The organism is Caenispirillum bisanense (assembly GCF_039523075.1).
GTDB lineage: Bacteria > Pseudomonadota > Alphaproteobacteria > Rhodospirillales > Rhodospirillaceae > Caenispirillum > Caenispirillum bisanense.
On the sequence record NZ_BAAAEP010000066.1, the window covers coordinates 1 to 20,353 of the forward strand.

General features: G+C 65.0%; 26 protein-coding genes and 1 pseudogene. 10 read left to right on the forward strand and 17 right to left on the reverse strand.

Translation table 11 applies throughout. From position 1 onward, the window contains the following. Positions 1-276 precede the first annotated feature (276 nt). The 15 genes from ABD056_RS20340 to ABD056_RS20410 all read right to left on the reverse strand — a co-directional run bounded on the left by ABD056_RS20340 (position 277) and on the right by ABD056_RS20410 (position 12,760). The gene (locus ABD056_RS20340; protein ID WP_343869771.1) at positions 277-606 is read right to left on the reverse strand and encodes a hypothetical protein; all 330 of its coding nucleotides are present in this window, start codon (positions 604-606) and stop codon (positions 277-279) included. Positions 607-628: 22 nt separating this feature from the next. Continuing rightward, the gene (locus ABD056_RS20345) at positions 629-919 is read right to left on the reverse strand and encodes a helix-turn-helix domain-containing protein (protein WP_343869773.1); all 291 of its coding nucleotides are present in this window, start codon (positions 917-919) and stop codon (positions 629-631) included. After that, positions 879-1,154, reverse strand: coding sequence for a BrnT family toxin (locus tag ABD056_RS20350; protein ID WP_343869774.1), 276 nt, complete (start codon positions 1,152-1,154; stop codon positions 879-881). Before ABD056_RS20350 ends, ABD056_RS20345 begins: the two co-directional genes overlap by 41 nt. Before the next feature lie 200 nt (positions 1,155-1,354). After that, on the reverse strand, positions 1,355-1,702 hold the full coding sequence (locus tag ABD056_RS20355) for a DUF2190 family protein (RefSeq protein WP_343869775.1): 348 nt from the start codon (positions 1,700-1,702) through the stop codon (positions 1,355-1,357). A gap of 3 nt (positions 1,703-1,705) precedes the next feature. Then, positions 1,706-1,918: a phage head-tail joining protein gene (locus ABD056_RS20360; RefSeq protein ID WP_343869776.1), complete on the reverse strand. Its 213-nt coding sequence runs from the start codon at positions 1,916-1,918 to the stop codon at positions 1,706-1,708. Between the two features lie 4 nt (positions 1,919-1,922). Next, entirely contained in the window at positions 1,923-3,848 is a 1,926-nt protein-coding gene (locus ABD056_RS20365; RefSeq protein WP_343869778.1) for a prohead protease/major capsid protein fusion protein, read from the reverse strand. Continuing rightward, positions 3,841-5,286 (reverse strand): phage portal protein, encoded by a 1,446-nt coding sequence (locus ABD056_RS20370; RefSeq protein ID WP_343869780.1) that lies wholly within the window; start codon positions 5,284-5,286, stop codon positions 3,841-3,843. Before ABD056_RS20370 ends, ABD056_RS20365 begins: the two co-directional genes overlap by 8 nt. A gap of 139 nt (positions 5,287-5,425) precedes the next feature. Further along, the gene (locus ABD056_RS20375) at positions 5,426-7,279 is read right to left on the reverse strand and encodes a phage terminase large subunit family protein (RefSeq protein WP_343869782.1); all 1,854 of its coding nucleotides are present in this window, start codon (positions 7,277-7,279) and stop codon (positions 5,426-5,428) included. Next, the gene (locus ABD056_RS20380) at positions 7,276-7,845 is read right to left on the reverse strand and encodes a hypothetical protein (RefSeq protein ID WP_343869783.1); all 570 of its coding nucleotides are present in this window, start codon (positions 7,843-7,845) and stop codon (positions 7,276-7,278) included. Before ABD056_RS20380 ends, ABD056_RS20375 begins: the two co-directional genes overlap by 4 nt. Positions 7,846-7,924: 79 nt before the next feature. Next, entirely contained in the window at positions 7,925-8,716 is a 792-nt protein-coding gene (locus ABD056_RS20385) for a hypothetical protein (protein WP_343869785.1), read from the reverse strand. Next, on the reverse strand, positions 8,713-9,120 hold the full coding sequence (locus ABD056_RS20390; protein WP_343869786.1) for a hypothetical protein: 408 nt from the start codon (positions 9,118-9,120) through the stop codon (positions 8,713-8,715). Before ABD056_RS20390 ends, ABD056_RS20385 begins: the two co-directional genes overlap by 4 nt. Beyond that, positions 9,111-11,309, reverse strand: coding sequence for a DUF927 domain-containing protein (locus tag ABD056_RS20395; protein ID WP_343869788.1), 2,199 nt, complete (start codon positions 11,307-11,309; stop codon positions 9,111-9,113). The genes ABD056_RS20390 and ABD056_RS20395 overlap by 10 nt, the downstream gene beginning before the upstream one ends. Next, entirely contained in the window at positions 11,302-11,718 is a 417-nt protein-coding gene (locus tag ABD056_RS20400) for a hypothetical protein (RefSeq protein WP_343869790.1), read from the reverse strand. Before ABD056_RS20400 ends, ABD056_RS20395 begins: the two co-directional genes overlap by 8 nt. Positions 11,719-11,730: 12 nt before the next feature. Beyond that, entirely contained in the window at positions 11,731-11,970 is a 240-nt protein-coding gene (locus ABD056_RS20405; RefSeq protein WP_343869792.1) for a hypothetical protein, read from the reverse strand. A gap of 64 nt (positions 11,971-12,034) precedes the next feature. Continuing rightward, positions 12,035-12,760, reverse strand: coding sequence for a hypothetical protein (locus ABD056_RS20410; protein WP_343869795.1), 726 nt, complete (start codon positions 12,758-12,760; stop codon positions 12,035-12,037). A 205-nt stretch (positions 12,761-12,965) separates the two neighbouring features. Here ABD056_RS20410 and ABD056_RS20415 point away from each other — a divergent pair, with 205 nt between their 5' ends. The 5 genes from ABD056_RS20415 to ABD056_RS20435 all read left to right on the forward strand — a co-directional run bounded on the left by ABD056_RS20415 (position 12,966) and on the right by ABD056_RS20435 (position 16,710). After that, entirely contained in the window at positions 12,966-13,355 is a 390-nt protein-coding gene (locus tag ABD056_RS20415; protein ID WP_343869798.1) for a hypothetical protein, read from the forward strand. Between the two features lie 2 nt (positions 13,356-13,357). After that, a complete protein-coding gene (locus ABD056_RS20420; protein ID WP_343869800.1) occupies positions 13,358-14,596 on the forward strand; it encodes a tyrosine-type recombinase/integrase in 1,239 nt (412 codons plus the stop codon). A gap of 8 nt (positions 14,597-14,604) precedes the next feature. Then, positions 14,605-15,024: a hypothetical protein gene (locus ABD056_RS20425; RefSeq protein ID WP_343869801.1), complete on the forward strand. Its 420-nt coding sequence runs from the start codon at positions 14,605-14,607 to the stop codon at positions 15,022-15,024. A 493-nt stretch (positions 15,025-15,517) separates the two neighbouring features. After that, positions 15,518-16,369, forward strand: a complete 852-nt coding sequence (locus ABD056_RS20430; RefSeq protein ID WP_343869802.1) for a helix-turn-helix domain-containing protein — start codon at positions 15,518-15,520, stop codon at positions 16,367-16,369. Then, positions 16,366-16,710, forward strand: a complete 345-nt coding sequence (locus tag ABD056_RS20435; RefSeq protein ID WP_343869804.1) for a hypothetical protein — start codon at positions 16,366-16,368, stop codon at positions 16,708-16,710. The genes ABD056_RS20430 and ABD056_RS20435 overlap by 4 nt, the downstream gene beginning before the upstream one ends. Before the next feature lie 17 nt (positions 16,711-16,727). Here the strand turns inward: ABD056_RS20435 and ABD056_RS20440 are convergent, their stop codons facing one another. Continuing rightward, a complete protein-coding gene (locus tag ABD056_RS20440) occupies positions 16,728-17,015 on the reverse strand; it encodes a helix-turn-helix domain-containing protein (RefSeq protein WP_343869805.1) in 288 nt (95 codons plus the stop codon). 39 nt (positions 17,016-17,054) lie between these two features. Here ABD056_RS20440 and ABD056_RS20445 point away from each other — a divergent pair, with 39 nt between their 5' ends. From ABD056_RS20445 to ABD056_RS20455, 3 genes are all read left to right on the forward strand, one after another. Beyond that, positions 17,055-17,321, forward strand: a complete 267-nt coding sequence (locus ABD056_RS20445) for a hypothetical protein (protein WP_343869807.1) — start codon at positions 17,055-17,057, stop codon at positions 17,319-17,321. A 2-nt stretch (positions 17,322-17,323) separates the two neighbouring features. Continuing rightward, on the forward strand, positions 17,324-18,169 hold the full coding sequence (locus ABD056_RS20450; RefSeq protein ID WP_343869809.1) for a hypothetical protein: 846 nt from the start codon (positions 17,324-17,326) through the stop codon (positions 18,167-18,169). A gap of 220 nt (positions 18,170-18,389) precedes the next feature. After that, the gene (locus ABD056_RS20455; RefSeq protein WP_343869810.1) at positions 18,390-18,575 is read left to right on the forward strand and encodes a hypothetical protein; all 186 of its coding nucleotides are present in this window, start codon (positions 18,390-18,392) and stop codon (positions 18,573-18,575) included. Between the two features lie 9 nt (positions 18,576-18,584). Here ABD056_RS20455 and ABD056_RS20460 read toward each other — a convergent pair whose 3' ends face one another. Continuing rightward, entirely contained in the window at positions 18,585-18,785 is a 201-nt protein-coding gene (locus tag ABD056_RS20460) for a hypothetical protein (protein ID WP_343869811.1), read from the reverse strand. Positions 18,786-19,065: 280 nt separating this feature from the next. Between ABD056_RS20460 and ABD056_RS22935 the strand changes: the two are divergent. Both ABD056_RS22935 and ABD056_RS20470 read left to right on the forward strand, forming a co-directional pair. Continuing rightward, positions 19,066-19,587: pseudogene (locus tag ABD056_RS22935) on the forward strand (DNA cytosine methyltransferase); the annotation flags it as partial. Positions 19,588-19,680: 93 nt separating this feature from the next. Next, positions 19,681-20,256 carry a hypothetical protein gene (locus ABD056_RS20470; protein WP_343869814.1) on the forward strand — a complete coding sequence of 192 codons (576 nt, stop codon included), beginning with the start codon at positions 19,681-19,683 and terminating at the stop codon, positions 20,254-20,256. Positions 20,257-20,353 lie beyond the last annotated feature (97 nt).

Sequence of the window (20,353 nt, forward strand, 5' to 3'; positions counted from 1 at the left end):
GCTCGTCAGGCTCATAACCTGAAGGTCGCAGGTTCAAATCCTGCCCCCGCAACCAAGTTTTCCTTTTGAAATCAAAGAGATAGCCCCGCTTCGGCGGGGCTTTTTCATGTGTCACGTTTTTTCGGGCGCTTCGAGAAAAGACAAGCTGTGCCAATGGGTTACAGTGATGGTCAAGGAGCGACAAAAAGCGTCAGGCTTCATCATGTCACACGCGCGGCACATGCCCGCGCCCCAATGTTGACAACCTGTTCTCCTTGGGGGGCAAGGAAAACCTTGTCAACATTCGTCCCCGCCGCCGAGCCAGGACCCGACCAGCAGGCCGATGACGAAGGTTGTCAACAATGAGGGGGACCGGCGGGGCGACGGCCGGTGAATGACCGGCGGCGAGGCCGCATCTGCCGGCGTCAACAAATTCGTTCCACGAAGGCCGCTGACGAAGCCGATGACGGCCCCGGCAGGAAGGCCGATCACCAGGATCAGGATCAAGGAGACGATCCAGCCCCCAAGGGCCGTTGCCAGGACGGCGGGCCAGAACCCCTGATCAAGGGCCAGTGTGAACATGATGCCGTGACCGACCGCCAGCAGCAGGGCGAAGAGGATCTGCATGGCTTACCTCCCCTGGGCGGCGTCAGGCCGCGTCGTGGAGGGCCTTTGCCACCGCCTCGGGCATCCTGGCGATGACTCGCAGATAGCTTTGTGCGGCGGCGTCCGGTGCCCGGCGGCCCTGCTCCCAATCGCGCAGGGAGCCGGTGGGAATGCCGAAGCGTTCCGAGAAGGCGTTCTGAGACAGGCCGGTGGCCGCACGCGCCCGGCGGGCCAGCATGGCCCCGTGGCCGCGCTCGAACTCGTCATCGGTCAGCGGTGCATCGGCATCCGGCTCAACGGGGGGTGTCGTGGTAGCGTCGTGTTTCGCGGTCATTGGCCTTCCTCACGCTGATGATGCGGTGAACTTCACCGCGCAGGGTGAACACACAGACCCACACCCGCCCATCGACCATTCCGTAGGTGACGAACCGCTCCTCGGCATAGTCGAAGCGGACATCGAGGATATCCAGGCGGTTGGCGTCTGACAGCACCTCGGCTCCAAAGGACAGGGAGACGCCATGCTTCTCCTGGTTGGCGGCATCCTTGTCAGGGTCGAAGTCGATCTGCATCCCGCCAATGTACGGCAATGCCGGAGAGTGTGCAAGGGCGCGTACGGGACTGCCGTAGCTAGGTCGCGTGGACCCTGGGAACGAGAAAGGGGCACCATCGACGTTTGGTGCCCCTTCCCCAACGTACCGCTTACTTGTAGAAGGCAATCTTCAGTTCCCAGGCGCGAACGCCACCTGGCCGTCTGTCGCCACGGAACTCGCTACGCCGCCGGAGCGGTCGAAATTCCGTCGAGGCGCACCCGCACGCTGGTGGTGCCGTTGCCAGCGGCTTCGCTGGCGATGCCAACCGGGTAGTTGCCGGTGCTGGCCTCGGTGATGTGGGCGTTGGCCGCGTCCCAGTAGACGCGCTGCCCCTGGTCGATGGTGTCGGTGCCCAGCTTGGGGAGGTCGAAGACGCCAACCGTGGTCAGCGAAACGGAGGTGCCCTCGGTCGCGCTGGCGGCGGCGATGCCGAAGAGGTTGCCGATCAGCACGCCAGCGCCGCTGGTGACACCGCCGGTCGGCGCGATGACGGACAGGGTATTGCCCGGCTGCACGAAGTTCTTCATGGCTTACAATCCTTTCGATGAAGCGACGCGGATGCGCAGAACGCGCTTGCCGCTCGCCTGTGCGATTTGTCGGTCCAGGTCGTCCAAGGCGGCCCGAAGTTCCGCGTCGGTCCTGTATTCCACCTTCTTGTCGCCGTACTGGACGGTGCGCATGCCGGTGGCACGCGCTTCCGCCAGTTTCTGGCGCTGGGCCTGGAGGGTGGCGAGGTCGGTCATGGCCTTACGCGCCGGGGTTCATGAACCAGGAGCGCCAGTCCACGAAGCCCGCGCCGAAGTCCAGCATCACGCGAACCTCCACGCCGTCCACGTCCCAGCCGCTCTTGCTTTCGACCTGCGGGCCGTTTTCCCCGGCAAGGTAGGCGAATTCCAGGCCGTCGATTTCCGCCGGATCGGCGGCGACGTACCAGCGGGTGGCGCTGGTCAGGCGCGGTTCGACCACCAGCGACAGCTTGCCCGCGTGGGGGTTCACGTCGTCGGCCATGGCCGGGTTGATGCTGGCGAGCCACTTCTCGGCCAGCGTTTCCAGGGAGGGCGGCACGATCAGGAACTTCGGCGTGGCGCTGATGACCGCACCGCTGAGGCCCTTCTGCGTGCGGATGGCAAGGCGGGCCTCGGTAAGACTGGCGTCGGCAATCGCCGTGCCAGTTCCGGCCTTGTTGGCGTGCGACGCATGGAACAGGGGGTTGCCATCATCCATGGAGGGGCCGTTGCCGCTGTTCGCCTCGACCAGCGACACCAGCAGGCGGGCTTCGGTCTCGACTGCGGCCTGCCCGAAACGGCGGGCGAGGTCGGCGAACGCCCCCAGGTCGTCGTTGACCAGCACCTGCCGGGAGATGCCGATCTTCTTGGCGAAGGTCTCGACCTTGTAGGACTCCTTCGCCTCGGCCATGGTGCCCGACTTGATCTCGCCGGTCTCGTCCAGCCGCTCCAGCACCGGGGCCTCGCCCAGCATGACTGCCGTCTTGGTGCGGAAGTCGCTGGCCGTGGTCTGACGGCCGATGCGCTTGAGGCCGGAGGGGGCCGCCTGGTACGCCTGCCGCAGGGTGCGGTTGATGGTGTCGCCGACGATTACGGAGAAGTCGGAGGTGCTGTGCAGGGCGCGGGTGATGATTGCCGCCGGGGACATGCCGGTAATGGAGATGCCCCGCAGGGTCAGAAGCTCCCGCGCCATTTCCGCCGGGGTGGCGTAGGCGTACTGGCGGGCCTCCTGGGAAAGCTGGTGCTGGGGATTGAGGCGGGCATACATGGCCTCGCCCATCCGCGCGGCGCGGATGCTCGGGTCATCGTGACTGCCCAGCCATTCGACGCGCGGCTGTTCGGTGCGGATGTCGCCGCCGCTGCGTCGCTCCATCTCGGCGAAGACCGATGCCCGAGCCTGATCCACGGTCGCGTTGCGGTCGATTAGGCTGTCGGCGAACGAGGTGGGCAGGCCAGCGGTGCGGGCGATGCTGCGGATCTGCTGGTTGATCTCGGCGCGCGTGGAGACGGGCGGGGCGCTGCGGGTGCCGCTGTCACCGCCGCCGGAACCGCCATCACCCTGGTCGTCGGTGCCCTGATTGGCTTCCGCCTCGGTGACACAGCCGCCCAGCTTCTGGCAGCCGTTGGGGGTCTTGCAGCCCTCGCAGGGCTTGAAGGTATTGCCGTCCGGCATGGTGTTACTCCTCACGGTAGCGCCAGGATCGGCTGGCGTCGGAACAAAGGACAGTTCGATGGGTGTCCAGGCGATGGCGGTGCGCACGCGCCCGCCGGTAGCCGGATCGCTGGTATCGGCCCACCGTTCGACCGAGTAGCCGACGCTGATGTGCCGCAGGATGCCCGCTTTCACGTCTTCCCAGATCGGCTGTACGTCGGGGCGGGCGGAGAATTTGACGGTGCCGATGCCCAAGTTGCCGTCCACCTTGGCGTCGAGCACCACCCCGAGCACGTTCCGCACCTGCCCCTGCTGGTGGGCGTCGAGCACGCTTGCGCCGATCAGCCGTTCCAGGTTGACGTGCTTGGGGTCGAGAGACAGCACCTCCGAGAAGGGGCCATCGAAGTCGGCGCGCTGTACGGCGGCTCCGGTGGACCAGACTACCTGCACCGTCCGATCATCCTCGTTGACGGTCTGGGGGGTGACGGCGGCGGCGCGGAAAAAGGTGTCAGGCATTGGCGTCCTCCTCGGCGGGCGTGGCGGCCTGGGAGGTGGGCAGGGACTCGAAGGATAGCCCCATGGCCTCGGCGCGCTGGCGTTCGGCGGCGATCTCCGCGTCCACCTGCTCGGCGTCGTATCCGCGTTCGGCGATGGACTGCGACCGTGACTTCAGGCCGCTTTTCACCGCCAGGATTTCGGCCTCCACATCCTTCTTGGGGTCCACGTACTCGAAGCGCGGCGGCAGCCATTCGACGCTCAGGTAGGGCGCAGGATTGGCCTCGAAGTCCCGCGCGGGCAGGGCACCCGAGAGCACGGCCACAGTCACGAACCGCTCCCAGATCGGGCGGCAGAATTGGTAGGCGATGACGTTGTGCTGAAGCTGCTCGACCCGGCGGCGGAACTCGACGAGGCCCGCGCGGATCGAAGAATAGTTGACGCCTTCCAGGTCGCCACTCACCGCCTCATAGGGCACACCGAGTCCAGATGCAATTCCGCGCAGATGGTTCTTGACAAAGGTCCCGTAATCTTCGGTGTCGATTGGATCGCTGAAGGTGATGTCAGTGCCGGGCGGCAAGGGGAAAATTTCGCCGGGTTCCAGGTCAAGCTGAAGGATGTTGTTGGTAAGGGATGCGGCAGCCGCTTGACCACCGGCATCGCCACCTGGGTCGCGCAGAAAGCCCGTAAACAGGTTGGCGATCTTCGCTTTGACCACCGTCGCGTCTTCATACTGCTCCAACTCGTGCAACCGCAGCAGCACGGGTGACAGCCAGGTAATGCCGCGAAGTTGGCCGGGGGCCAGAGGCTGGAACAGATGGATGATGTCGGCCGCCGGGACTCGGGTGGTGTCATACCCGTTGCCGGTCAAGGGGGCGAAGGGATCGCCGGGGCGGGCCTTGAGAACGTGGTATGCGACCCGGCGGCCGATGGCGTCGAACTCGATCCCGGCGCGGATGCGCGTGCCACCGGAGAGTTCCGTAACGCGGTCGAGGGGGACTTGCTCACGGTCGATCAGTTCGACCTGAAGGGGAACGGAACGCATGTCCTCGTTCCGGCGTGCGCGGAGACGGGCGAATACCTCGCCCGTCTCCACCATCGCCCGGACGGCCATGGCCTGGAGGCCGTAGAAGTCGGCGAGACCTGCCGCATCGGCCTCGTCCGTCCAACGGTTCCACAGGACATGAAGCGCGTCACGGACGGCCGGGTTGGGGTGTTTCGAGCGCGGCTTGATGCCGCATCCCACCGCATTCGCCACAATGGCTTGAACGGCAGAGGTCACCCACGAATTGTTGCGGCAATAATAGCTGGCGCGCCGAGCGGCGACCGTGGACTCGGCCAGGATGGAAGCATTGAGGCTCTCCATCTTGCCTGCCTTGTTCCAACGTCTCCCCGTGCCACCGGCCTCGAAGCTCCGGCGTTCGCTTTTTCCAAGCCAAATTCTGATCTTCTCAAGCATTGTGCGGCTCACGTTGAGATGATGTGCCAATGCTTGATTGATGGATGTTCTTAGGTCAACGGGAAATAATGGTGCGCATTTGCTTGTTTTGGCTGCTTGCGTTGTTGCTTGTCTCAATTTGTCTGCATTTGTTGCGCAATCATCGCCGCAGGTATGAATTTTTCTTGATGACGTAGGTGGGGCGCGCGAGGCTTTTCGGCGGGGTGCCGGGGGCAACCGCATCGCGCATCGGGGCGTCCAGGAGGGCCGTCGCCTCGCGGTTCAACTGGAGGCCTGCCGCCATCAGCCCATGCAGGGCGGCTGTGGCGTACACGAAGGTGTCCAGGGCCTCGTTCCGCTCGCCATCCCGCTTGGGCACCCAGAGGCGCTGCGGACGGCCCTTGCTGTACCGCGTGATGACCTTCTCCGCCGTCAATTGGGCGAAGTATTGGGCTTCACGGCCAGCCGGGAAATGGATGGTCCCCGGCCCGGCTTCCGTCTTGCGGAGGCGCGCGTAGATGGAATCCTTCACCGCGTCCACGCCGACGATGAACAACGGCATGTTACCCTTGCCCTTGGAAGGGCGGCGAGGCCACACGGGAACGCCGGGGCCGCCCCGCCCTTTGATCGCCCACACCCGGCGGGCGAACCGGATCCGGCAGAACTCGTAGGCCGTCTTGGTGTGGTGGCCGCCGGTATCCAGGCAGGTCGCCCGAATGCCCATGTCATCGACGTTGCGGCTGTGCTGATAGGTGGTCTGAAGGAAAGCGTCGAGGTCGTCCCAGACGCGGGGGCCGGACGGGTCGCCCCAGATGATGCGGTAATCCACCGACCAGCATTCCTCATCCTGGCCCCAACCGATAACCTGCACCTCCAGGCGGTCGCCTTGAACGTCCACCCCGGCCGTCAGCAGGGCGACGGCGGCGGGCAGGGTGTCTCCCCAATCCTCGCGGCGGTCCATCAACGGATCGGCGTCTACCGCCTCCCCGCCTTGGTCCTCCCAAGTCTCCGCCAGCTTGTTGTTCACCCACGTCTGGAGGCGAGCCGGATCATCCGTGGCGCGGCCGTGCTCGGCGGCCACCTCTCCCCAGGTCTCGAATGGCGAGTACAGGGTGGAGATGCGGAACCCAGCGGTGCGGCCGTCGCCCTCTGTCGTGGCAACCCATCTGCCGCCTGCGAGCATGCGGAACTTATCGCGCTCCTCGGCGACCCCGCCGCAAGCCGGGCAGACGCGGTAGGCGCGCTCCCGGTGCCCCTCCGGCCACCTGATCTGCGCCCATTCGATGGGGGCGAATTCCCCGCAGGCCGGGCACGGCACGTGGAAGTATCGCTGGTCGCTCTCGAAGAAGGCGGCCTCGATGCGGCTGAGACCCTTCACCGTCGGCGTGCTGCACAGGTAGATTTTCCGCCTGCCCCTGAAGGTGACGGTGCGTTGGGTCGCCAGAGACACCGGATCGCCTTCGTCGTCCACGCTGAACGGATAGGCATCCACCTCGTCCATGAACAGGTATCGGACGGCGCTGCTTCGCAGGCCGGTGCCCGAGCCTGCGGTGGTCATCATCAGCGCACCGCCGGGGAATTCCTTGTGGGACATGGTGTTGCCCGCCTCGCGCCCCTTCTGCTCCACAACCTTGTTACGGATGGTCGGGCAGCATTCGATCATGGGGTCGATGCGCTGCATGGTGTTGCGGCGGATCATGTCGGCGCTGGGCTGCACCAACAGCATCGGGCCTGGTGCATGGGCGATGCAGTAGCCGATCCAGTTGAGGCCCGCCTCGGTCTTGCCGACCTGGGCACCGGCCATCACCACCACCCTCTCGACGGGGGAGGACACGCTAAGCGCGTCCATGATCTCCCGCAGGTAGGGGACGCGGGATGTGCGCCACGGTCCCGGCTCCGCTGAGTGTCGGGGAAGGATGCGGTGCCGGTCTGCCCATTCAGACACCTTCAGGCGAGGCTCCGGGGCCATCGCCGCCCGCCAGATGTCCACGGCCCAGCGTCCATCGTTGGTCATGAAAATTCACCCTCCAGCAATTCCATCTGGGACATGGCCTCCAGGTGTTCATGGATTTCCCGGTCGAGCACGATGTGAAGCGCGCCAGGATCGCACCCAACCTCAGCCGCGATGACTGCCGATGCGCGAAGGCCCCAGGCCACCAGTGCCTCCCGTTCGGCCTTTGCCCTGGCGGCGATGGCCCGCTCCACTTCCTCCCTGTTCACCAATTGCCCGGCTTCCTTCTGGATGCGCTGCTTCAGGGCGATCAGTTTGGCGCGCTCGTGCTGGGTCTTGATCTGCACGAGGCTCGGAGCGTCACCACTGGGCACGGCAATAGCGGGGTCCTGGACGGACGCAGGCGGCGGCTTGCCGCCCCGGCGGGTTTGGTCGAGATTGGCCTCCATCCAGGCCAGTGCCTCCGCAATAGGGATGCGGCCATTGGGCAGAGTCGGCATGCCGTTGTTAACAAGTTGGGTGATGCGTCCAGGGGAAAGACCAACGCGCTTGGCGAAGTCAATTCGCTTCTCGCTCCGCTGATCTTCTTCTCCTATTCCTGGGAGACTAAAGTTTTCACTTTTAGCCATTTTTAGACCCCTAGACTAAAAAACTCACGCGCTCGCGCGGCACCCGCAGGTTTTTACGGCGGAAGTACCTACAGCGGGCCTACCTCTCCGTCTTCAATGCTTCGACCAGCGCCTTCTGGAAGTGGAGGGCGAAGTTGTCGAGCGCCGTTTCCTCTACGGTCTTTCTCATCTCGAAGCGGGGCTTCACGGGAACGCTGTCGTCCAGCACCCACATGAGTTTGATTGGCTGGCGTTTGATGGGTTCCCCGTTCCTCTTCTTCATCCCCTTGTACCGGCCCTTGGTGGGGATGGTCTTGGCTCCGTCCCGCAGCCACACCACCATCGGCACCTGACCGTAGCCCCTGAACATGAACTGGGATCGGGAGAAGCGCTTGGGGCTGTGGATGTTGTGTGGCGACCGCTTGGCGAAGCGGGCGGGGCCGCCTGCCCTTGACGCGGTTTCCGCCGTGGCGTACTTGCCCTGCGTCGAGATGGGGCCGAGGAAAAAGCTCGGTTGGGTGAGCATTTGGCCCGGCCACTTGGAAGGCCGAGTGACGGCCCCCGCTTTCTTGCGTGCGCCATAGGGGCGGGCGATGGCCTTTCCGTCCCGTGCGGTCTTCTCGCCGCCGGTCTCCTGGAGCGCCATGAAGTCATCCTTGGAGAAGACGACAGCTTCGAGCTTCTGTTTGGTAGCGGGTTTGATGCGGATGCCCTTCGAGACCCAAGCGGTCCTGATGGTGAACTTCTGGCCGAGGCTCTTGATTACTTCGGCCTGGGCGTCCTTCGCCGTCCTGGTCAGTGCCAGGGCGACCGCGAACTGGGTTTGTTTCGGCAGTTGTCTTAGCTGCCGGATCGCTTCGCGGTTATCGAAGCGGAAGCCGATTTTCATCATATGATCCCCTCCTTGCTGATGCCGGGGCCGGTGCCCGAGGCCATTTGCCACGATTTGCCAAATTTGCCATTGGCGATCCTGGGTTTGGCAAATGCATCCCCTTGTTCTGCAAGCGATTTGCCACGTTTGCCAAATTTGCCATGAAGGAATGATACTCGTGCGCGCGCCCGCATCGCGCACGCGCCCGCCTCTCTCCGTGGTCGCCTCTGCGGCGTGGCAAATTTGGCAAGCGTGGCAAATTCCTTTCCGATCAATGCCTTGGCAGTTGCCATCCGCGATGTGCGCTTGGCGAATGATGGCAAATTTGGCAAATGGCGCACCGGGGCCGCCGGGGGTGCGTTCCGACGCAAGCCGTCAAATGGCCCGTGAATGGCGGGAAAGATGGTCGGTGCCCCTACGCCCATGCCGGTTCGTCCTCGTACTGTGTGCCGTACTGGCGGGGCGCTGGCGCGGTGCGCCCGAATTGATCGCGGGGGAGGGCGTAGACGGTGGCGTGCCCGATGACGGGGACGAACCGCGTGTAATATCGGCTGTGGTCCTTCTTGGCGATCAGCCCGCGCCGGTCCAGCGTCTTGCCGATCTGGGCTTCCTTCAAGGCTCGGCCGGTGGCTTCGAGGATGTGCTCCTTCAGGATGTAGATCGTGGCCGTGTCGTACCACCCGACCGCCACCGGGCCGCCGCGTACATGCTCGCCGTACACGTCCTTGATCGACACGTCCCAGCGCCCCGCAATCCAGTTCCGCAGGTTGGTGATGGCCTTGGCCTCGGGGTCGAGGGTGTTGTCCGACGATGCCTGGAACCGCGCCCAGGCCCAGCGCACGGCGGCCTTGATTTGCGCGGTGCCTGGCAGGATGCCCAGGTCCTTTGCCATGGTGCCCGCCACATAGAGAAGGGCGAACGGCTGCGCGGCACGAATGATGGCGCTGTCCACGCCGTCGCCGCCCGCCAGGGCCTTGGCTGTGTCCAGCACCTTCTGGCGAAGCGCCGTCGCCTGCAGGTGGACGCCCTTGGCGATCAGAGCACGGACGAAGGCGGGACCGGCATGGCCGAAGTGGTGCTCGACCTGGGCGATCTTGCTCATGGTGGCCGCGTCCACGGATCTGTTGATGTCGGTCACGTCCACGTCGGCGATGCGCACCGCCATGCCGGGCATCCAGTCGCCGCCGTCGCTCCTGATCTTCTCCTCAAGGGAGCATTCCCCGGACATCACGGCGAATGTGGACCATGCGTAGCTCTGGCGCATGGTCGCCTCGGCCGTCATCCGACTTTTCCCCACGCCGCCCGCGATGGTGTAGATCATCTCGCCCACCGTCTTGCCGGGGACGTGGGCCAGTTCGTCCAGCGAGAGCACGGTGCCGGTAGCTCGGTAGGCCAGGGCCTCGACCGCGTTCGCCGTGGCGCGGGCGGATTGCGACAGGCCGGGGCGACGGACATCCGGCGTTGACCACGCCGACACTGCCAGCTTCTGGCCGGTGCTCTTGCCAGAGGAGGAGAGGCCGGAAAGGTTGATGCCCGAGGTGTCGAGGCCGGTCAGCGAAATCACCGGCCCGACGAACCCGGCGGCAATGGAAAGCGTCCAGTGCGGAGTATCGGTGGCCGAGAGTGCAGCGTCGATGGCGGCGGTCCAGCCGTCCAGGGTGCCGCTGGCGGCCACGTCCTCGGGCATCCTGGCCGAGGCGGCGAGTTCCAGTTTGGTGCCTTGGGCGGTGCCAAGAACCGTGCCGTCGGGGCAGATGAACACCGGGGCGGCCTGGCCTGCGATTTCCTGCCAGCCGGGCCGCCGCATGACGACGATCTCTTCGGTAGGGGCGGCGGCCTTCAAGCACTGCACGGCGATGGTTTCGCCGTCCTCTTCGGGGCGTAGGCCCGCTGCGAGCATTTCCGCCCTGATCTCGGCACCGCCGTTCTTCGCCAACGCCGCGCGATCGAAGTCCAAGGCGCGGGGCTTGCCGCTCATGTCCTGCACCGTCACGCGGATGCCGTAGGCGTCGGCGCGGTCGGCATAGCGGAGCCGGGCGGGAACGCCGAACGGGGTGGCGACGGGGGTGTATCGGCGGCGCTTCTCGTCCGTCTCGGGATCGGTGTAGCTGGTGACCCGATGGACCTTGATCACCCCGGCCCGCGTCCGCCGGTAGTCCAGCGTCAAACGGTCGAGGGCGGGCAATGGATAGGTCGCCCGTATCTGGGCAAGCTCGGCGTCTTCGTCGCCGTCGTCCGGTTCCCATACCGTCCCCTCGGCGTCGGCATCGCGGATTGCCTGCTCGCCGAAGCCAGCCTCTTGGATCAGGTCGGTGCGGCCGATGACTTCGGCGACCCACAACTTTGCGGCGGCGAAGCTGCACCCTCGCGCGAGCGAAACGACGCGGAGGATATCGTGGGTCTTTCCATCATCGCGCCGTGAGCCGATGCAGGTACAGGTGGCGCGCCGCTTCTTCCCTTCCCAGCGCCATGTCGGGCCGTCGCCATCATGATCGCCATAGGGGCATTTGATTGGGTCGGTTGCCCGCCACTCGATGCCCAAGGCGTCGAGAACGTCGCCCTCGCGGCCCTTTACGGCGGCCTTGATCTTGCTGGTGTCAACATACTTAGACATGACGAGCCGAGTCCGCGATGTTGATCCAGGCGTTGGGGCCGCCGTCGATAGGGATCACCTGGAACCCGAGCGCCAGCGCCGCTGCGATCAGCATGCCGTTGGAGATATAGCTGTCCTCGCCGGGGTGGCGCTGCGCATACCAGCGAGCAGCGATGTCCTTCCAGGTGTAACTGGAACGGCGGCGGTTCGGCTTCTTGGTCCGGGACACGGCCTGCAGGAATTCGACTGCCCGCCGGAATTCTTCCACCTGGCCGGGTGCCGTCATGTCCGAGCGAAATTCGGCGAGGTCCTTCGTTCTGGTCTGGCGGGGGAATACGCCACCGCCGAAGCCGTGCCAGCCGAGGTCCGGGACGGACTGGCGGATGGCCTCAATGGCCTGTACCGCCTGCCGCAGGTCGCCTCCCTCCATGACTGGCCTCCGTTACCGCTTTTCCCTGGCGGCGGCTTCCAGCTTGGCGACCCACTCCCACAAAGACGAACGGCGGGCACATACGGTGCCGTTCATCCGAAAAACGGGGATGTCGGTGGTGCTGGTCCGGTACCGGATTTTCCGCACCGCGTCCGGGCCGTCGTCGCCCAGGATTTCGAGGGCGATGGCCTTCAGGCCATACAGCATGTCGGCGGCAACATTTTCTTGTGAGCGGCTATTCAGTTCGGTCATTTGGCAAGACTCCTCCGTTCACGCCCAATGGGGCGCGGCTTAGCCTTTCGTGTTGTTCCCGTTATTACTTGTTCAGCGTGTCCGCGATGATGGAAAGCTCGCGGAGTGATGCGGTTGCCCGTCGGCTAGCTTTGCCGACAGCCCAGGGATACTTCTCCGTACCGACTTCCATGGAACGAACCTCGAATTCAAGGCTGGAATGTACCAGCGAGGCGAGGTCGGGAAGGAAATAGGCGACCTGATGCCGCTGGCGCGCCCAGCTCTCCGTGTCCCAGCATTCCAGCACGAGGCGGGCCTTCGGCAGGGGGCTGTAGAGATGCAACTCTACAATCGTGTAGCGGGTGCCATCCCAGGGGGCCGGATTTTCCGCAAGGAAGGAAAGAACGGCGTCCAAGGCCGCAGACAACGAATGTCCTTCGGGCAGTGTGGCGAGGCCGGGAATGCGCAACAGGGCACCGTCAATTTCGGCGGGCCACTTGGACGTTCGACATTCCTGGAATTCATCCCAGTTGGTGTTCACCGGGATGTCCACCATAGGGACGCGGGCGGCGACCAGTGTGTGGCAGGCGGCCACATACTGGGGGGCCACGGTGATCGGCGCGGGCCACCACATGCACCCGTAGGTCATGCTCGCCACGTCTCCAACCCCCATCTTGGCGGCGCTTCGCCCGCGCCCGCCAGAGGCAATCAGTCCCTCCGGTTGAAGGGTGCGGTGAATTTGGCGGGTGGTCGGTTCGGGAATTCCGAACGCGTCGCTTGCTGCCCGCGCAAGATCAGCAGGGAAAGCCATAGGTTTATCCTCCAACGAAACTCCATGGCACCTTAGCTAAGATCGAGCTTGACAGCAAGTCCGATCTTAGAAAAACTAGCATGGAGCATTTGGAGGAATTCCCGAGGTGGGAAGCTGCAAATGCAAATGGCCGGAAGGGTGCGCCAACACCCAACCGGCCGTGCAACCCAAACCAATGAGGTCCCCTATGCCTAAGGACGCCATCATGGATCAGGTCAAGGAAAACACTGACACCCCCAGGCAGGGTGTTGTCAACATTTCCGAAGAGGGTAACGCACTGGCCGTGCTGATGGACGGCACCAACGCTCACAACCCTGTCGTTCGCCACATCATGACCTCCACCCTGGGCGAGGATGCCCCCGATGAGGATTGGGCGGCGTTCGACGCGGCCGAGGACGCGATGACCGACAGCCTTATCCGGCAGCGGGGCGGGGTGGTCCTCGCGGCCGAAAAGCTGCGGCTGGCCGTCTGGCGGCTGCGGCGGTGGGACGAGCACACCACCGAATGCTTGGAGGATCTGAGGGACTACCAGTTGATCGAGTCCGCTTTGCTCGACCTGTTCTCCACTGCCCTCGACTCGCGCGCGGAGGTCTGACCATGGCGACGGTCAAGAAACGCGAATGGGTCACCGCCAAGGGCGAGAAGAAATCGGCATGGCAGGTCGATTTCGTTGACCAGCACGGTGGCCGCCAGCGCAAGCAGTTCACCACCAAGAAGCAGGCCGACAAGTTCATGGCCGAGGTGGTGACGCAGATCGGGAACGGCACCTACCGGCCCGACGCCAGCAAGGTCACCGTCAAGGAGGTCGCCGAGGCGTGGTTGGAAAGCTGCGAGACCCGCCAGGAACGGGGCCAGCGGATGGAGGCGGCGACCATCGTGGGGTACCGCAACGACGTTCGCCGCTTCATCCTGGCGGAGCGCGGTGTCGGTCACGTCAAGCTCAACCTCTTGACCGCGAAGGCGGTGCGCGACTTCCGTGACCGGTTGCTGCAGGACGGCAATTCGGTCTCCAAGACCCGCCGGGTGCTGAAGACGTTGCGGCTGGTGGTGAAGCACGCCATCCACGACGACCTGCTTGCCACCAACCCCGTCGCCGGGGTCGAGGTGCTGGACGACAGCCGGGTGGACGAGGTGATCCATGTGCCCTCCAAAGTGGAGGTCACGGCGGCCATTGAGGCGGCCTCGGGGCGCTTCCGCCCTTACTTGACCGTGGCAGCCCTGTGTGGACTGCGCGCCAGCGAGCAGCGGGCCTTGCAGTGGGGCGACATTGATTTCGAGGAGCGCGTAATCCGGGTTCGTCGCCGGGCGGATTTCCGCAACGTGGTGGGGGAACCGAAGTCCTCGGCCGGGCGGCGTGATGTGCCCGCCGGTCCCATGGTCTTGAACACCTTGAAGGCGTGGCGGGGCGACCGCATCGTGCGCGCCGACGAACTCGTGTTTCCGGCCAACACCATCCCCCAGCCCAACCAGTGGTCCAAGGGCAACAAGCCCGAGGAAGGGCAAGAGAAGGCGGATATCCGGGGCGGTGTGCAGTCCCATGCCAACATTCTGCACCGCGACTTCTACCCGCTGCTCGACAAGCTGGAAGCCCTCCACAAGGAGGACCCGGCGAAGCATCCCAAGGTGCGCCGGTTCCGCTGGCACGACCTGCGGCACTTCGCGGTCAGCCTCTGGATCGAGCAGGGGTTCAACGTGAAGGAGATCATGGTGTGGGCAGGCCATGCCGACTATGCCATGACAATGCAGAGGTACGGCCACTTGTTCCCGAAGGAGGACCACCAGCGGGGCATGGCCGAGATCGAGTCACGGCTGTTCAACACCAGCAAGAAGAAGTGAGGCGCGACATGGGTAAGCATCACGATTTGACCAGCCGCGCCATGTCGTCGGTCGCGCTGGAGGCGCAGATTGTCGATAACGCGCCGGACTGCGACAGGGAACTCCTCGCGCTCTGGCGGGAATACCTTGCGCGGGAAGAACGCCTTGCCGTGCTTGATGAGATCGACGCCCAGGAAAAGGAGGCGGAGCAATTCTGGGAGGCCGAGGTGACTCCTGTGTGGCGGGAATTGTATAGTCGCCGGGGCTTGAGCTTCTTGGGGCTGGCGGTGAAAGCCGCTTGTTTGCTGGAGCAAATCGACCCCGAGGACTATGTGGCCGGGCACCCGGTAAACGACCTCATCCGCACCACCAAGGAAATCCTTGCCGGGCTTTCCTTGGCGGAGGACGAGTCCGGCAGGCCGATTTCCTTGCTCGGGCACAGGCGCTAACCGCTTCCGAGCGAGATGGCACACCAACGGCACACGGAAAGGGGAAAGGCTAGGGTTTCTGCTGGTTTGCGCGGGCTTCCTGTGAGGCTCATAACCTGAAGGTCGCAGGTTCAAATCCTGCCCCCGCAACCAACCCCCAGACACCCTGTCCACGAGTAGGTATACAGGATGTCCGGGTTTTCGCGCAAGCGAAAATGTTAGGGGTCGCACGCCTCAACCCAGGAGGCGGCAAACACACCAACCCAAAAAGACGAAACCCCGCAGCGCCAACTGCGGGGTCTCTGACGTGTAGGACACGCCCAACTCTTTCCAAGTGGGCCAATTCTACGCGAAGGACGGCTGTTGTCAAGCATCAAGCCGTCCCGGGTTGAAGCCGAAATCATGCATGAAATCAATCTCATGTCCTGCCGGCATCGCCCGGCGCACGGAGACTTACCCACAACTTGAGGTATCGGCCCGCCAGGCTCGCGCGCCAGGTGTCACGACGGCCTCGGTGACCGGCCTGGTCCTGCGCGGCGTGAAGGTGCTCACGCCGGCCCTGACACCGGCAGCGGTCCATTTGCTGGCGCTCCTGGTCGAACACGTCCACGGTGACGACAGATGGCGACTTGGCAGGCTGCGGGTGGTGCCGAGCAACGCCCGGCTGGCTGCCATGATGGGCACCTGTGAGCGCGGCATCCGCCGCTTGTTGAGCCTCCTGGAGGCCAATCACTGGATCGTCCGCCGCTACACCGCCAGCAACCGCCGCAGCCGACCCGAAGCTGGTATTGACCTGGCGCCTGTGGCAGCGCGGCTGGCCGATCTGCGGCGCGCCGTCGACTGGGTGGCGGAAGAGGGCCGGGAAGCCCGGCGCCAGGCCGATGCCGAACGCGATGATGTTGGCGCCGACAGCCGGACACCTGAGTCCGGCAGGGAGGACAAATTTGTCCCCCTGAAATCCTACAGTGGAAATCCCAAGCCTTCGGCTCCTGTACAGGGTGCCGAAGCGGGCGCCGTCGACGAGCTGGTGAGCCTCATGCTCCACGCCTCACCCGCTCTCCAGGGGCGTCTCTCGCCCCATGACCTGATCGAGTTGCAACGCCCACGACCACCGGGGCCGGCCCTGAGCCGGCTGACGATGGCCGTGGGCGTTTTCGTGCGCGAGCTGGGGTTGCCCAGCGGGATCTGGACCGATGCCCTGGCCCGGCATGGATGGGCGGCGCTGGCCGCTGCCGTGGTGGTGATGGAACGACAGGGGGTAAAGCGGCGGGCCGGCTATCTGCGCTCCATGCTCCGCCATCCCAAGCTGGCCGACACGGTGCATCACAGCCTGCGGCGCCTGGTTGACGGAGGGCGTGGATCATGACCGAGCGACCGCCCCCTATGCCGCCCGTCGTCGATCAGCCCCGGTGGACACGCGACGACGCCGAGGCCGGGCGCTGCTCCGGCCTCCAGGTCAACACGCTGACCGTCCGCGAGCACCAGGTGTTGCTGATGAGCCGGGGACAGCGGTCGTTGTCGCTGGACGAGATCGCGCGGATCCACGGGCCAGATGCCGCCGAGGCAGAAGCGGCTCGGCAGGCGCGGCAGAGTGTCGCGCCCAGGGGCGCGCCGAGGGGACGACAGGAAAAGGCCGTGCGCTCCGTCGTCGTCGACGGGCGGCGCTGGAAGATCACTGTCGAACCTGACATCGGGGGAGAAGGTTGATGACCCGCCCTCGCTCCTCAGGCTCCAGCTTTCAGGCGCACGCCAGCGCCGGCGCCGGCGCTAGTCTCTCCCTCCGCAATGAATTCGACGCCCGCGTCCTCGAAGGCCGTCTGAAGGGCGCGGATCGTTCCCGCGTGCGCCTTCAGTGGCCCCGGTTGAGTTTCCAGACGCTTGATCGAGGGCAGGGAGACTCCAGCCCGCTCGGCGAGGTCCTTTTGCTCCCACCGAAGCAGCATTCTGGCCGCCCGGACTTGCTCACTGGTCATGAAATGATACCTCAGGTATTGCAATATGGTCTGCGCCATGTTATACCTCAGGTATCGAATGAGCAAGGGAGCACTCCGATGAACCGCCCCGCCACCATCATCAATCTCCAGGCCGCTCGCGCGGCGCGCGGCCTGCCGGTGGCGCCGCTGGCGGATGCCCCGGCCGCCTACCAGGTCGGCCAGCCGGTGACGGTGCTCGGGCGCCCCATGCGCTACGGCTGGGTGGTCGGCATCAGCCGCTGCCCGCTCACCGGAACCCTCTCCTACACCATCCAGACGCCCCACGGCCGCATCGTCTGCCGTGAGACGACGCTGCGCGGCTCCGCCGCCGATCAGGAGGTCTGACCATGATGCTCACCGCCTACCGTCACGACGTCCGCCCCCAGCGCGGCCAGGTGAACCACCGCATCGCCCTCAGCTTCAAGAGCCTGTCTCCCGAGCTGGCGGATCGCCTCATCGCCGCCGCCGACGCCAAGGAGGCCCTGGTGGTGGCCCCGACCTACCACCCGGCCAAGAAGGACTGGGATACGGCGACCTTCTCGCTGGCGATCAGCACCGCCGATGGTCTCAGGCTCACCGAGGATTGGTCCTTGCCTGTCGTGGACCAGGTGCACCGGCCGGCCAAGGAAGGAGAGAACCTGGCGCCGGACGAAATTGAGGACCGCACGCGCTGGATCGTCGAGACTGCCGACATCCGCATCACCGGGGCGCACTTCGAGCCGATCCGCGACGACAGGTGGCACTTCGGCAAGCAGGTGCGCGACGGCTTCATCGTCGTCGACCTGAAGGGGCCGCTGTTCCGGCCCTTCTACCCCCAGCGCCAGCAGGGCAAGGCGACCCATCCGGTCTTCCAGGGCGGTCGCTTCCACGGCTACGCCGGCACCGAGATCGGCGCCGATCGGGCTCTGGACCGCCTGGGCATCAAGCCCGAACACGGCTGGAAGCTGAAGAACACCCCGCTCGGCCGGGTGTGGTTCCCCCGCAGCCCCGACGACGTGGCGCACCGCTTGCGGGAGGTTCGCCGCTTGGCCGAACCGCTGGCGGAGGCCTGCGAGAAGCTGCGTGGCCTGGACCTGAGCGAAGAGCCCGAGCTGGCCCGTGAACTGGCCGAGCTGCTGACCGCCCTCGGGCGCGGCGGCCAGGCCGACCGTATCGCCCACCTCGCCGGCGTGCCGGCGCCGCGTGGACGCTGAGGGAGGCGATGGCAATGCACCATCCAGATTTTCTCGCCACTGTCGATGACGCGGCACGGGAGATGGACGACGGGACGGAGATCACCTTTTACGGCGACTATGGCCCTGTTCGCATGGGCTCGGCCGAGGCGGGGGTGCTCCGATGTCTTGGCCGTGCCAACACCGCGCGTTGGGATGAGCGCTGTCGCTACGCTTTCTTCCCCAAGGAGGACTGAAGGCAATGGCGACGAAAAGGCAGGTGGTCGATGCGTATTACGAGGGCATCTGCACGGCTCTGATGTCCTCCGAGGTGTATCGACACATCAATCCCATTCAGTTGGAGGTCGATCACGCGGAGTTCCAGGCGTGGCTTGTCGTGCATGACGAGTGGGAGGACCTGCGCGACTGGTTTGGACGGTCGCGGTGATGATTGAAGTTACAGCCGCAGCCACGGGAGTGTTTCTTCCCGTGCGGCAGCGGTGAACATCTTCTGTTCTCCGGCGGCGGTAAGTGCAACGCCATCATCCGTCCGCTCAATCCATTCCTCCAGTTCAAAGGCCGCGAGCAGCAGGGGATCGACGAGATGGCTCATTCCGAGGGCAACCTTCTGAAGGGCTTCAAGGGTAATCCTGCTCATGATGCCTCCCTGACCATGAAACTGATGTAACTGCCCGAGCCGCTCTTAGCAACTGAAAGCAAGAGAGCAGACAGAAATATGGTTTCAGAAATATATAGATAGTCATGACTGAGATTATACGGAAGTCTATTCACCCATTTCATAGGCAACAATATATGGGGCGGAGTATGTCTTGGTGTGAGCGCTTTTGTGAGCGAACTGGAATTGTCCAGCGGGATCTGGACAGAGGCTCTTACCCGGCCTGGAAGGGCGGCGCTGGAATGGGAGGGAACCCGTGAATGTGGCTCCATATGCCGCCTGTCGTCCCGACGACCTCACCGTCCTCAGTCTCTGTACCGGCGCCGGCGGCCTCGACCTCGCCCTCAGGATCGCCGAGCCCCGTGCCCGAGCTGTGTGTTATGTCGAACGGGAAGCCCGTGCTGCGGCCACTCTCGTGGCGCGGATGGCGGATGCGTCCCTGGATCACGCTCCTGTCTGGGACGATCTGCGCACCTTCGATGGCCGATGCTGGCGTGGAAGCGTGGATATCCTCGCTGCGGGCTACCCGTGCCAGCCGTTCAGCGCCGCCGGCCGGCGCCGAGGCGCTGACGATCCCCGCCACCTCTGGCCCGACATCGCCCGCATCATCGGCGAGGTGCGGCCGGCGCGCGTCTTCCTTGAGAACGTGCCCAACCACATCAATCTGGGTCTCCGCCAGGTCCTCGATGACCTGGAAGGGTTGGGTTTCATCGCTGCGTGCGGGATCTTCAGCGCGGAGGAAGCAGGCGCGTCTCATCGCCGCGAGCGATTGTTCATCCTGGCCGACGCCGAAGACCAAGACGGGCGGCCCGAACTCCAATCGAGCCGACCGGACCCGTTGCGGCGGCCCGGATCTCCAGGAATACGCCGAACGCCTGTGGATGACGCCGACGACGGCGAATGCTCAGGGCAACCCCTATCAGCGGGATCGGGGAAAAAGGGCGCCGAGCGGCCGACGCTGGTGGGACAGGCGGAGACCTGGCCGACGCCGCAGGCACGGGATGGCGACAGCCGGGGAATGGACCTGGGGCGGCTCAGCCATCCCGGACGATCCCGCGATCTGGCGGAGACCGCCAGCCAGTGGCCCACGCCAGCGGCGCGCGACTACCGGGCGCCGAACACGGTGGAGAGCCAGGCGCGAAGGAATGCCGGCAGCCTACGCGGCCAGCAGCTCCAGAACTTCGTGGAGCACTCCTGCCCCTCCATGCCCCAGGCCCGTCCGATCCCCGCTGGCGACGCATCCTTGCCGATGCACCGCACCTCACGCCGGCGGCTGAACCCGAGGTTCTGCGAGTGGTTGCTGGGGTGGCCGACCGGGTGGACGAACTGCGCCTCGCCGGTAATGGAGTTTGCCCGCTGGCTGGAGCGGTCGCGTACCGAACTCTCGCGGCTGATCTCGCCGCCCACCTTGCTGCCGGGCAAGGAGCCGGACGGCCAGGGTCGCCTCCTCTGAGGACCAAGGAATGAAGCGCTATCCTGAACAGCGATCCTCTATCGCCCCCGACTGGCGGCCGGCCTATCTGGCCGTGCTCGCCGACCTCCGCCGTGCC

What these genes read in the sequence shown, in the direction of transcription:
- ABD056_RS20415 (WP_343869798.1), top strand. Translation starts at nt 12,966, where the DNA reads ATGGATCAGGTCAAGGAAAACACTGACACCCCCAGGCAGGGTGTTGTC.
- ABD056_RS20360 (WP_343869776.1), bottom strand. Translation starts at nt 1,918, where the DNA reads ATGACCGACCTCGCCACCCTCCAGGCCCAGCGCCAGAAACTGGCGGAA.
- ABD056_RS20365 (WP_343869778.1), bottom strand. Translation starts at nt 3,848, where the DNA reads ATGCCTGACACCTTTTTCCGCGCCGCCGCCGTCACCCCCCAGACCGTC.
- ABD056_RS20425 (WP_343869801.1), top strand. Translation starts at nt 14,605, where the DNA reads ATGGGTAAGCATCACGATTTGACCAGCCGCGCCATGTCGTCGGTCGCG.
- ABD056_RS20405 (WP_343869792.1), bottom strand. Translation starts at nt 11,970, where the DNA reads ATGACCGAACTGAATAGCCGCTCACAAGAAAATGTTGCCGCCGACATG.
- ABD056_RS20390 (WP_343869786.1), bottom strand. Translation starts at nt 9,120, where the DNA reads ATGGGCGTAGGGGCACCGACCATCTTTCCCGCCATTCACGGGCCATTT.
- ABD056_RS20380 (WP_343869783.1), bottom strand. Translation starts at nt 7,845, where the DNA reads ATGGCTAAAAGTGAAAACTTTAGTCTCCCAGGAATAGGAGAAGAAGAT.
- ABD056_RS20440 (WP_343869805.1), bottom strand. Translation starts at nt 17,015, where the DNA reads ATGGCGCAGACCATATTGCAATACCTGAGGTATCATTTCATGACCAGT.
- ABD056_RS20355 (WP_343869775.1), bottom strand. Translation starts at nt 1,702, where the DNA reads ATGAAGAACTTCGTGCAGCCGGGCAATACCCTGTCCGTCATCGCGCCG.
- ABD056_RS20445 (WP_343869807.1), top strand. Translation starts at nt 17,055, where the DNA reads ATGAACCGCCCCGCCACCATCATCAATCTCCAGGCCGCTCGCGCGGCG.
- ABD056_RS20410 (WP_343869795.1), bottom strand. Translation starts at nt 12,760, where the DNA reads ATGGCTTTCCCTGCTGATCTTGCGCGGGCAGCAAGCGACGCGTTCGGA.
- ABD056_RS20435 (WP_343869804.1), top strand. Translation starts at nt 16,366, where the DNA reads ATGACCGAGCGACCGCCCCCTATGCCGCCCGTCGTCGATCAGCCCCGG.
- ABD056_RS20340 (WP_343869771.1), bottom strand. Translation starts at nt 606, where the DNA reads ATGCAGATCCTCTTCGCCCTGCTGCTGGCGGTCGGTCACGGCATCATG.
- ABD056_RS20370 (WP_343869780.1), bottom strand. Translation starts at nt 5,286, where the DNA reads ATGCTTGAGAAGATCAGAATTTGGCTTGGAAAAAGCGAACGCCGGAGC.
- ABD056_RS20385 (WP_343869785.1), bottom strand. Translation starts at nt 8,716, where the DNA reads ATGATGAAAATCGGCTTCCGCTTCGATAACCGCGAAGCGATCCGGCAG.
- ABD056_RS20395 (WP_343869788.1), bottom strand. Translation starts at nt 11,309, where the DNA reads ATGTCTAAGTATGTTGACACCAGCAAGATCAAGGCCGCCGTAAAGGGC.
- ABD056_RS20420 (WP_343869800.1), top strand. Translation starts at nt 13,358, where the DNA reads ATGGCGACGGTCAAGAAACGCGAATGGGTCACCGCCAAGGGCGAGAAG.
- ABD056_RS20460 (WP_343869811.1), bottom strand. Translation starts at nt 18,785, where the DNA reads ATGAGCAGGATTACCCTTGAAGCCCTTCAGAAGGTTGCCCTCGGAATG.
- ABD056_RS20350 (WP_343869774.1), bottom strand. Translation starts at nt 1,154, where the DNA reads ATGCAGATCGACTTCGACCCTGACAAGGATGCCGCCAACCAGGAGAAG.
- ABD056_RS20345 (WP_343869773.1), bottom strand. Translation starts at nt 919, where the DNA reads ATGACCGCGAAACACGACGCTACCACGACACCCCCCGTTGAGCCGGAT.
- ABD056_RS20400 (WP_343869790.1), bottom strand. Translation starts at nt 11,718, where the DNA reads ATGGAGGGAGGCGACCTGCGGCAGGCGGTACAGGCCATTGAGGCCATC.
- ABD056_RS20455 (WP_343869810.1), top strand. Translation starts at nt 18,390, where the DNA reads ATGGCGACGAAAAGGCAGGTGGTCGATGCGTATTACGAGGGCATCTGC.
- ABD056_RS20375 (WP_343869782.1), bottom strand. Translation starts at nt 7,279, where the DNA reads ATGACCAACGATGGACGCTGGGCCGTGGACATCTGGCGGGCGGCGATG.
- ABD056_RS20450 (WP_343869809.1), top strand. Translation starts at nt 17,324, where the DNA reads ATGATGCTCACCGCCTACCGTCACGACGTCCGCCCCCAGCGCGGCCAG.